Source organism: Streptomyces odonnellii (genome assembly GCF_000981895.1).
Classification (GTDB): domain Bacteria; phylum Actinomycetota; class Actinomycetes; order Streptomycetales; family Streptomycetaceae; genus Streptomyces; species Streptomyces odonnellii.
The window spans coordinates 1-9,672 of sequence record NZ_LATD01000279.1; the positions used below are offsets into that span (position 1 = coordinate 1).

Annotated in this window: 10 protein-coding genes and 2 tRNA genes; 10 read left to right on the plus strand and 2 right to left on the minus strand. The window is 70.4% G+C overall.

The genetic code is table 11. The features are described from left to right. Positions 1-77: transfer RNA gene (locus WH07_RS24520), tRNA-Pro, on the plus strand. Positions 78-234: 157 nt separating this feature from the next. Here the strand turns inward: WH07_RS24520 and WH07_RS24525 are convergent. Continuing rightward, positions 235-307: transfer RNA gene (locus WH07_RS24525), tRNA-Leu, on the minus strand. Positions 308-712: 405 nt separating this feature from the next. On the opposite strand from WH07_RS24525, the gene WH07_RS24530 reads away from it, so the two are divergent. The 7 genes from WH07_RS24530 (at position 713) to WH07_RS24560 (ending at position 6,297) form a co-directional block, all read left to right on the plus strand. After that, the gene (locus WH07_RS24530; protein WP_046504082.1) at positions 713-1,546 is read left to right on the plus strand and encodes a helix-turn-helix domain-containing protein; all 834 of its coding nucleotides are present in this window, start codon (positions 713-715) and stop codon (positions 1,544-1,546) included. Between the two features lie 11 nt (positions 1,547-1,557). Further along, positions 1,558-2,376: an SAM-dependent methyltransferase gene (locus tag WH07_RS24535; protein WP_046504085.1), complete on the plus strand. Its 819-nt coding sequence runs from the start codon at positions 1,558-1,560 to the stop codon at positions 2,374-2,376. A gap of 377 nt (positions 2,377-2,753) precedes the next feature. Beyond that, a complete protein-coding gene (locus tag WH07_RS24540; RefSeq protein ID WP_046504088.1) occupies positions 2,754-3,338 on the plus strand; it encodes a hypothetical protein in 585 nt (194 codons plus the stop codon). Further along, a complete protein-coding gene (locus tag WH07_RS24545; RefSeq protein WP_046504090.1) occupies positions 3,338-3,841 on the plus strand; it encodes a hypothetical protein in 504 nt (167 codons plus the stop codon). Before WH07_RS24540 ends, WH07_RS24545 begins: the two co-directional genes overlap by 1 nt. Positions 3,842-4,020: 179 nt before the next feature. Next, on the plus strand, positions 4,021-4,446 hold the full coding sequence (locus WH07_RS24550) for a hypothetical protein (protein WP_046504092.1): 426 nt from the start codon (positions 4,021-4,023) through the stop codon (positions 4,444-4,446). A 28-nt stretch (positions 4,447-4,474) separates the two neighbouring features. Next, entirely contained in the window at positions 4,475-5,578 is a 1,104-nt protein-coding gene (locus WH07_RS24555; RefSeq protein ID WP_052744544.1) for an ATP-binding protein, read from the plus strand. Next, complete coding sequence (locus WH07_RS24560; RefSeq protein WP_052744545.1) at positions 5,575-6,297, plus strand: hypothetical protein; 723 nt, start codon at positions 5,575-5,577, stop codon at positions 6,295-6,297. The genes WH07_RS24555 and WH07_RS24560 overlap by 4 nt, the downstream gene beginning before the upstream one ends. 16 nt (positions 6,298-6,313) lie before the next feature. On the opposite strand, the gene WH07_RS24565 is transcribed toward WH07_RS24560, so the two are convergent. Continuing rightward, the gene (locus tag WH07_RS24565) at positions 6,314-7,009 is read right to left on the minus strand and encodes a Crp/Fnr family transcriptional regulator (protein ID WP_046504097.1); all 696 of its coding nucleotides are present in this window, start codon (positions 7,007-7,009) and stop codon (positions 6,314-6,316) included. A gap of 347 nt (positions 7,010-7,356) precedes the next feature. On the opposite strand from WH07_RS24565, the gene WH07_RS24570 reads away from it, so the two are divergent. Continuing rightward, on the plus strand, positions 7,357-8,721 hold the full coding sequence (locus WH07_RS24570) for an MSMEG_0569 family flavin-dependent oxidoreductase (RefSeq protein WP_046504099.1): 1,365 nt from the start codon (positions 7,357-7,359) through the stop codon (positions 8,719-8,721). An 80-nt stretch (positions 8,722-8,801) separates the two neighbouring features. After that, entirely contained in the window at positions 8,802-9,644 is an 843-nt protein-coding gene (locus WH07_RS24575; protein ID WP_046504102.1) for an amidohydrolase family protein, read from the plus strand. Positions 9,645-9,672: the final 28 nt, after the last annotated feature.

A 9,672-nucleotide genomic window follows, 5' to 3' on the forward strand; every position in this document is an offset into this window, starting at 1 on the left:
CGGGACGTGGCGCAGCTTGGTAGCGCACTTGACTGGGGGTCAAGGGGTCGCAGGTTCAAATCCTGTCGTCCCGACCAGCGTTTACGCAGGTCGCAGGCGGTATCGGAGAAATCCGGTACCGCCTTTCCGTGTTTCGTTCCGTGGCCTGACGCGCCTTCACGGCGCGGCCCGTCGCGTGGAGGGGTCGGCTCGGGGCCTGGCGTTCCGGCATGCGTCGGGGTGGTGAGTGGTGAGTACCCGGGGCGGGATTCGAACCCGCGCTTGTCCGCTTTTAAGGCGGCTGCGTCTACCGCTGCGCCACCCGGGCGTGGGCTGGAGGTCTATCTCTGCCTGTGGCGTCGTGGGGCATGGGTTGCCGGACAGGCCCCGGCGGGCGTGGCGCCGGGCCACGAGTCATGGGAGCGAGTTGTCGAACTGGCCCGGTGGACCGGGCAGTTGGCCGGTCTCACGTCGGGAGCTCGTTCCAGGCATGGGGCCGGCGCATCCACATGCCGGGGGCGGTCTCGCCGGTCTCGCCGGTCGTCATGTCTGCTCCTGCCGATAGCGGGGTCGAACGGGGCGAAGAGTCACGCCCTCCAGGATGCGTGTGAATCACAGAGTGCGCAATTCTCATAGCGAAGTTCTACGCTGGTTCGCAGGTGCGCTGGTTCGTAGGCTCCAATAGGCCGACCGATTGGAGGACTGCGTGAGCCGACCGCGCTCAGGACCGACGATGGACCACCTCGTACTTGCCGCACGGCTGCGGCTGATGCGGGAGACGAGTGGTCTGACCCTGCACGACGCGGCCCGCGCACTGGGTTCACACACCATGACCGTGCGGCGTATCGAAGCGGCCGAGACCGCCGCGGACGCCGACCAGGTCGCCACTCTGCTGGACCTGTACGGCGCCTCCCCGGAGAAGGTCCGGCAGATGCTCGCGAGCGTGGCCGAGGCCAACCGCGCGGGCTGGTGGCATCCCTACCGGCGGGTGATGAGCCCCGAGCAGCAGCGGTGGATCGGCGTCGAGTCGGCCGCCTCGGTCCTACGGCTGTGGCACGGGGCGCTGGTCCCCGATCTTCTCCAGACACAGGAATACGCCCGCGCCCTGTACCAGGTGCGGGAGCCGGGCGATGATGGCGGACGTGAAGATCAGAAGCTCGCGCTGCTGGCGGAGCGGCAGGCCCGGCTGGCCGACCGCGGGGCCCGGCTGTGGGTGCTTATGTCCGCGGCCGCCCTCCACACCATGGTCGGCAGCCCGGAGATCATGCGTGCCCAGCACGAGCATCTCCGCACGGCCGCCGCGCGGCGCCACTGCACCATCCAGGTCGTGCCACTGACCGCGGCCCCGCATCCGCTGACCGCTGCCCCGCCCCTGCGTCTGCTCCGTATCCCCGTGCCCGAGATCGGCGACTACGCGGTGTGGGACCTGCCCGGCGACGACCGGGTCGACGACGATCCCGCCGTCGTGTCGCCCCTGCGGCAGGCCATGGACGTCGCCGGCGCCGTCACACCCATCCATGTCCCGCTGCCCTTCCCCGATCTGCCCCACGCTGTACAGCGCGTCTGAAAGGCCGGCCCATGTCCGACACCTCACCGAAGCCCCGCCCTGAGCGAAGACCACCGCCCGGCATCGACGCCTCCGTCCCCCACGCCGCGAGGGTCTGGGACTACTGGAAGGGAGGAAAGGACAACTACGCGGCCGACCGGCAGGCCGGCGACGCCTATGCCGCCGCCGCACCCGGCATCGTCCGCGCCGTTCACGCCTCGCGCGACTGGCTGCGCCGGGCCGTGCGCTGGACAGTGGCAGAGGGCGGCGTGGACCAGCTCCTCGACATCGGTGCCGGAATCCCGACGGAACCCAACGTCCACGAGATCGCCCAGGACATCGACGCGGGTGCCCGCGTCGTCTACGTGGACCACGACCCGATGGTCCTCCTCCACGTCGGAGCCCTCCTCGACAGCACCCCCGAAGGCGCCACCGACTATCTGGACGCCGACATGCGCGACACCGACCGCCTGCTCACCGAGGCCGCCCGCACCCTCGACTTCTCCCGCCCGGTGGCGCTGGTCTTCTCCGACGTCCTGGGCCACATCCCCGACCTGAGCGAGGCCTACGCGCTCGTGCGCCGCCTCGTCGGCGCCGCCGCCCCGGGCAGCCTCCTCGTCCTCAGCCACGCCGTCATGTCCCCCCAGGGCGCGGCAGCCCAGGACGACTACAACAAGTCCGCCCCGATCCCCTACATGCTGCGCACGCCCGAACAGATCGCCGGATTCTTCGACGGGATCGGCCTGGTCGACCCCGGCCTCGTCCCCATGCCCGACTGGCGCCCCGATCCCAACACAGACACGCAACCCCTGCCCGGCGTGGGCTGGGGCGCGGTGGCCCGCATCAGCTGAACGTGCTGCCGACGGCCTGCCGCCGTCACGCCGGTCGCCGCCCCGGGGCGCCAGGGCAGCGCCGGCGCCGGACATTCGGGAGGAGTGTGTGAAGTCGCTCATCGGCGTGTGTTCGCCGCGGCCGTCGAGTGTTCGTAGCGGCCGTTGCGGGAGACCAGGGCGTCGGCCGGGTTCGTGTACGTCCACTGCCTGACGCAGCCACATACAACTACAAATAAGATGTACTACTTTACCTCATCTGACGTTTCGTCTGCTCGGGCGCAGGGGTAACTTCGGCCCTGATCAAGCCAATTGTCCGAAAACTCTGCGCTGCGCGACGGCCACCTGTTCTTGCTCATGGGAGGCGTTCCGTCGTGCCGCGTCATGGGAGGCACGGCGTGAACAAGACCGACCCCACACCGTCTCTTGACGACATCCACGACACCCTTGCCGAGATCGTGCGTCTGGTGGAGCGTGGATCTGCCGACCGTTGGCCCAATCCGGTCCTGCGGGAACTGGTGCTGACGCTCCTGCGCAAGCTGTCGAGTCTGACCGGGCACGCCCTGAAGGGCATGAGGGACGCCGAACTGGCCGAGACCCAAGCGGTTTACGGCCTGGTGGCGCGCAAGACGTCGCAGTTACTCGGCCTTCCCGAGGCGGACGTGTACCGCGCGGTCATAGCCATGTGCGACGACGCCGGAAATCCGGCGCTGACCGACGGACTGCCTCCGGTGGACCCGCGGGTGGCCGACAAACTGTCGCGCTTTCTGGTGCGGATCACGGTCGTGTACCGAGGCCATGAGGGCGACCGCGACACACCCCGGCGGTCGGTCCGCATGGTGCACGGGCACAGCCCTGGCGACCTGCGGGAGACCGAGATCAGCCAGGACGTCGGATACGAGCGGCTCCCCGATGACATCCGCGTGGATCTCATGAAGGACGCCGGACAGGTCCAGTTCCAACTCTTCCCGAAGAGGGTCTGATGCCACTTCCGATCCTTATCCTCATCGCAGTGGCCATCGGCGCGGCAGGGGTGGGAGCCGCCGTCGTGGTCACCTTCTGGGACCGCATTCTCGGCTGGGCCAAGACGATGTTCCTGCCGTGGGTGGACAAGTACCTCCCGGAGCTCGCCGACGAAGCCCGGCGGGCGTTCATGTCCATTCACGGGGCCGTGATCGAGGTGCGCAGGGGGATCCGTGAGGCGTGGTCCGCGCTGCGCACCCGACTCGTCCGGCTACTGGTGGAGTTCAGCCGCCGCGCCAACGGCCAGTGGGTCGTCAAGACCACCTCCTGGCTCATCGCCTCGCTCAGCCCCGACGAGAACCCGCAGTTGACGTCGCACGAGGTGGTACAGCGACTCGCCCTCGAGGACGTCCCCCCGGACGTACTGGAGCGCTGGATGCGGCACAACGAGAGCACGATCAGCATCGACCTCACCAAGGTCCGCGACGAGGAGGTCATGGACATGCAGGTGGGGGAGGGGTGACGGCCCCGGGGCCGCCGCGACCGCCCGCGCACCGCGGTGGAGGGACGGACAGAACGGCCGTGGCGGCAGACACATCACACTCACCGCGCGCGACACACGGGACCAGCACAACGGGCCCGCTGGAGCACACGTCTCGCCCGGCGGCCGAAGCGGCAGCCGCGGTGGAAAGGACACCTGAAGTGAGCAACTGGATGTGGGTGGCCCTCGCCGCGGGTGCCACGGTGGTCGCGCTGCTCGTGGCGCGACGCCTGACGGGCCGGCGGAGCCCGACGCTGGGGGACGTGGTCGCCGACGGCCTGGCCGAGACCTGGTCGCGTCGGCTCGGGGTGCCGCAGGACCGCATACGGCCGGCCCTGCACGGACACGACACCGCGCTGCGGGACCGCATCGGCGACCAGGTGGGCAAGGTCTCCTGCACCTTCCGCCAGGAGTCGGACGTCGAGTTGCGACACCTCGCCCAGGCGGTGCTCGACTGCCGTTACCGGGACGGCGGCGCGGAACGGATCACCATGCGAATCCCCTGGCGCAGAATCCCCTCCGGCGTACGGAACGAACTCCTGCGGCCCGGTGCGGGAGAAACCGTCAGGACCTGGATCCCTGCCTGACATGGAGAGAAGAAGGAGAGGACACACCGTGCCCGGTGGCTGGGAACGCATCGCCAGGACGGACAGCGAGGACAGCGGAGAGCGACGCGATGACCCGCGTACGAAGGGAAGCGGTCCAGCCGGCGCGCCTCGCTCCCGGGACGGCGCGCAGGAGGGCGGCAACGACGACACGGCGCCGCAGTTCGTCCCCGAGCAGCCACGGCGCTCCCTCGACGAGGTGATCCTGCCGGGCGCCGTACGGCAGCGCGTCGAACTGGCCCTGGACCTCGTGGCGCACCACGCCCTGCTCTACGACACATGGAACCTGCGCTCCATCGACCCCTACCGCCGCGGCACCGCGCTCAATCTCTACGGGCCCTCCGGCACCGGAAAATCCCTGTGCGCGGAGGCGCTGGCCCACCGGCTCGGCCGGCCGGTCATCAACGTCGACTACGCGCAGATCGAGTCCAAGTACGTGGGTGACACGCCCAAGAACATCGTCCGCTGCTTCGAGGAGGCCCGTGAGCACGGCGCCGTGCTCGTGTTCGACGAGGCGGACTCGATCCTGGGCAGCCGGCTCAGCCGGGTGTCGCAGAGCTCCGACCACGCGGTCAACGTCTCACGGGCGGTGATGCTGCGTCAGCTCGACCGGTTCGACGGGCTGGTCGTGTTCACCACGAACTTCCCGCGCAACTACGACGCGGCGTTCGTGCGCCGGATCCTCGCCCATGTGGAGTTCGAACTGCCGGACCCCGAGACGCTGCACCGGCTGTGGCAACGGCTGCTGCCCGAGGCCCTGCCCGTCGAGCCCGGCCTCGATCCGGGTGCGCTCGCGCAGGAATCCGCCGGGCTCGCCGGCGGCGATCTGGTCAACGTCATCACCGGAGCCGCGGCTGCCGCGGCCCGGCGGGGCGGCGAGTCCGGCGTGGTGACGGCCGCGGACCTGACGTCGGAGATCAAGAACGCCCACCGGGCGCGCGCCGAGGTGGGCCGCGCCCCCGACCCGGGGATGCCCGCCGACTACACCGTACGACGAGCGGACCCGCGGGAAGTGCCCCCGGGCTCGCGGGCACCGGCCGTGGTGAGGACCGAGGGCGTGGAGCCGGCTGACGCGGCTGCCTCGCCCGGCCCGGCCGGGAAGGCGGAGGCGTGACCGCCCTGGACCGCACTGTGACCCCTGGCGTACGGCGTCTGATCGTGGCGGTGGACCTCGTCGGGTACTCCCGCCACGATCACCTTCGCCAACTGAACACCCAGCGGCGGCTGCTGGAACTCATGCAGCGCGTGTGCGCCGAGGCCGGCATCGACCGTGACGCCTGCTTGCGGCAGGCCCAGGGCGACGGGGAGCTGCTGCTGCTCCCGCCCGGCCTCGACGAGGGCCGGGCGGTACCCGGTCTGGTCCAGGAGCTCGTCGTCGCTCTGCGCGAGGTCAATCGCGATCTCGGCGACGGGGCCCGGCTCCGGCTCCGTGCGGCGCTGCACCAGGGCATCGTGCACGAGGGGGCCAACGGCTTCGTCAGCCGAGCGGTCGTGCGGGCCTGTCGGCTGCTGGACTCCTCGGTGCTGCGTCGGGCGATGTCCGACTTCCCGGCCTGCGAGCTCGCTCTGGCCGTCTCCGACCAACTCTACGAGGACGTCCTGGAGCACGGATACCGCGGCCTGGATCCGGAACGATTCCACCGCTACCGGGTGGACATGCCGGAGAAGGAGTTCAGCGCGGACGCCTGGGTGTATCTGTCCTTCGACCCCGGACGCCTCGCGGCGGGCACCGCCCCACCCGTGACACCGCTCCCCGCGTTGGCGCCGCTGCCGACCCCGCAGGAGTTGGCACCGCACCTCTTCCAGGCCTTCCAGAACCCCGCCGGTCACTGACACACGGTCCCGTGTATCAGTGGCCGGAGCCGCCCTCCTCGGCTGTCAGACGCAGAGCGGCGAGATTCCGCACCACCGTGCCCCGGTACTCCGTCGTCACCACTTCCGCCGCTCGCAGGTGGCGCAGCGCCCGCTGCGCCCCTGCCTGCGACACCCCGGCGAGCGCCGCCAAGTCGCCCTGGCTGAGCGGCAGGTCGATGCGTACGGAGCCGTTCTCGACGCGCCCGTACGTGCGGACCAGTGTGTCGAGGGTCCGGGCGACCCGGGCGGTCACCGAGCCGCCGCTCGTGTCGATCCGGTAGCGGGTGGCGGAGCGGAGCTTCCTCGTGATGGAGCGCTGCACGGCCTCCGCGGCCGACGGACGCTGCCGCAGAAACGCGTGGAAGTCCGCGCTGCCCATGGTGCGTACCGTGGTCGTACGTGCGGCGATGACGGTGGCCGAGCGTGGTCGGCCGTCGATCGCCGAGAACTCGCCGACGAGATCCCCACGCGTCCGGACGGCCAGCAGCACGCTGCCACCGTCGTCCCGCAGCCCGACGACCTTCACGTAGCCGTCCAGCAGCAGCACCGCATGGGAATCCCGCTGCCCTTCGGCGATCAGCACTTCCCCGGCCTCGTACACCCTGCCGGTCCCGAGCTGGACGAGCGCCTTCCGCTCCTCCTCGCTCAGCTCCGCCATGAGACTCACCGGCGGCCACTCCGTGTCCCCCATGTGCCGGAGCGTAGCCGAGGCGAGCCCGGAAGAAACGGCTCCCCTACGGATCGGGCGCGACAGCCGCCCGGCCTCCGGGGCAACCCCGGGTATTCAGAGACGCACCCGGTGTGAGGAGCACGTAACTCCGTTTTATTCCGGATGACCCGGTTCGGTAATCGCCGCTGACTGAAGTAGTGGGTACGAGCAGTGGCGAGGTGTCATGACCTCGCGCCTCGCATGGAGGACTTCATGCCTGAGATCTGTTTCCATGTGCGCCGGCCCGACGGCGCGACCCGGCGCTGCTACTCACCCCCCACGGTAGTGGAGGACTACGCCCGCGGAGGCGCACGGGACCGGAGCACACGATGAGCCCGGTGGCGCGGCTCGCCGGGAGGCACTACCCGGTGGCCGTGGTCGGCGGCGGACAGGCCGGTCTCTCGGTCAGCTACCACCTGAGCACGCGCGATATCGGCCATGTCGTGGTCGAGGCCGAGCGGGTCGGTCACGAGTGGCGCGAGCGCCGCTGGGACTCCTTCTGTCTGGTGACCCCCAACTGGCAGTGCAGGCTGCCCGGTTACCCGTACCAGGGCGACGACCCGGACGGATTCATGCTCCGCGACGAGATCGTCCGGTACCTCCAGGACTACGTGGGCTTCTTCCGGCCGCCGCTGGTCGAGGGCGTACCCGTGACCGGGCTGCGCCGGGCCCCCGGCGGCGGCCGCTTCGAACTGGCCACCCCGGAAGGGGAGTTCACCGCCGACCAGGTGGTGGTGGCCACCGGTCCGTATCACACCCCGGCCGTCCCGCGGATGGCCGAGCGCCTGCCCGCGGACATCGAGCAGATCCACTCCTCCCGCTACCGCAACGCGGCTCAGCTCCCCGCGGGCGGTGTCCTGGTCGTCGGCTCCGGCCAGTCCGGCTGCCAGATCGCCGAGGATCTGCATCTGGCTGGGCGGCAGGTGCATCTGGCCGTCGGCAGCGCGCCCCGGGTCGCCCGCTTCTACCGGGGCCGGGACTGTGTGGCCTGGCTGGACGAGATGGGGCACTACGCGAGGGGGATCGACACGTTCGACGACGCCTCCGCTGTCCGGATGCGCGTCAACCACTACGTCACCGGGCGCGACGGGGGCCGTGACATAGACCTGCGTGCCTTCGCACGTGACGGCATGTGCCTGTACGGGCGCCTGACCGGCGTCGACGGCACGACGCCGGGCGGTACGGCCTCGGGTGGTACGGGCTCTGGTGGTACGACGGTGGAGTTCGCGGACGATCTCAAGGTCAATCTGGACCGGGCGGACGCCGTGGCCGAGTCCATCAAGGACGCGATCGACGCCCATATCGCCGACCACGGCATCCAAGCCCCGCAAGAGGCACGGTACGTACCGGTGTGGGAGCCCTCCGGACACACGCCCGGACTTGATCTCGCCGAGGCCGGTATCACCTCCGTCGTCTGGTCCACCGGCTTCACCCGCGACCACCGGTGGATCGAGATACCCGCCTTCGACGGGCGTGGTTATCCGATGCACCGGCGCGGCGCCACCAGCGTTCCCGGTCTGTACTTCCTGGGCCTGCCCTGGCAGTACTCCTGGGGCTCGGGGCGCTTCGAGGCCGTCGGCCGCGACGCCGAGTTCCTCGCCGGTCACATCGACGCGAGCCGCCGCCTCGCCGATGTGTGCGGCGCGCTCACCGGGGCTCCGGAGTCCGTCGCCGCCGCCCTTCCCCTGGGCTGACCGGCCCGGTCCCGGCCCGGCCGACCAGGCACGACAGGCCCCCGGGCCGACAAGTCCGCAGGCCGACAGGAGCACTCGAAATGGTCTTCCGACACCAAGCGCACCGCCGGGTCTTTGACGCACACCGCCATATCGGCGTCCTGCCCGCGTACCCCTTCTACGGCGGCCCGCCCGTCAATCCGGACACCACCGCCCGCGCCACCGTCAAGCAGTTCCTCGCCGATCTCGACGCCGAGGGCACCGAGCGCGCCCTGGTGATCCCCAACTACGGCGTACCGGACCCCGCCGTGGCGTTCCTCTTCAACGAGCTGGTGATCGAGGCGGCCCAGAGCGACGACCGCGTCCGCGCGGGGCTGTGGGTCTCCCCGCGCCCGGAGGACACCGACCGCACCGAACAGGCCCTCACCCTGGCGCGGGAGGACGGTGTACGGGCACTCAAGCTGAGCTTCCTGCTCGGCGGGCGCCCCACCGACCCGGCCTGCCGCCCGCGGCTGGACCGTATCTTCGGGACGGCCGAGGAGCACGGACTGGTCGTGCACGTCCACACCTCCCCGGGCGCCGCCTCGGACATCGACGAGGTCGGCCGTCTCGTGGACTGGTACGCCGACCGCGTCCCCGTGCATCTGGTGCACTTCGGCGGCGGGATGAGCGGTCACATCAAGCTCGCCGGCTCACGGTTCTTCGACTGGATCGAGTCCGGCAAACGCGTGTACACGGACCTCTCCTGGGCCATCGGCTTCACACCGCGCTGGCTGGTCCGGGAGATCGAGCGCCGCGGTATCGGCCACGACCGGGTGCTGTTCGCCAGTGACCAGCCGTGGGGCGACTTCGCGGGTGAGTACGCCCGGCTCGCCGAGGCGACCGGCGGCGGTGAACTCGGCGGACTCGTCTTCCGGGACACCTTCGCGGCGCTCTACGACTGACCGCCCCCGTCCCCTCCCACACCGAGAC

Excerpts from the sequence above, each read along its gene's own strand:
- WH07_RS24530 (WP_046504082.1), top strand. The coding sequence starts at position 713 with ATGGACCACCTCGTACTTGCCGCACGGCTGCGGCTGATGCGGGAGACG.
- WH07_RS24535 (WP_046504085.1), top strand. The coding sequence starts at position 1,558 with ATGTCCGACACCTCACCGAAGCCCCGCCCTGAGCGAAGACCACCGCCC.
- WH07_RS24545 (WP_046504090.1), top strand. The coding sequence starts at position 3,338 with ATGCCACTTCCGATCCTTATCCTCATCGCAGTGGCCATCGGCGCGGCA.
- WH07_RS24565 (WP_046504097.1), bottom strand. The coding sequence starts at position 7,009 with ATGGGGGACACGGAGTGGCCGCCGGTGAGTCTCATGGCGGAGCTGAGC.
- WH07_RS24570 (WP_046504099.1), top strand. The coding sequence starts at position 7,357 with ATGAGCCCGGTGGCGCGGCTCGCCGGGAGGCACTACCCGGTGGCCGTG.
- WH07_RS24575 (WP_046504102.1), top strand. The coding sequence starts at position 8,802 with ATGGTCTTCCGACACCAAGCGCACCGCCGGGTCTTTGACGCACACCGC.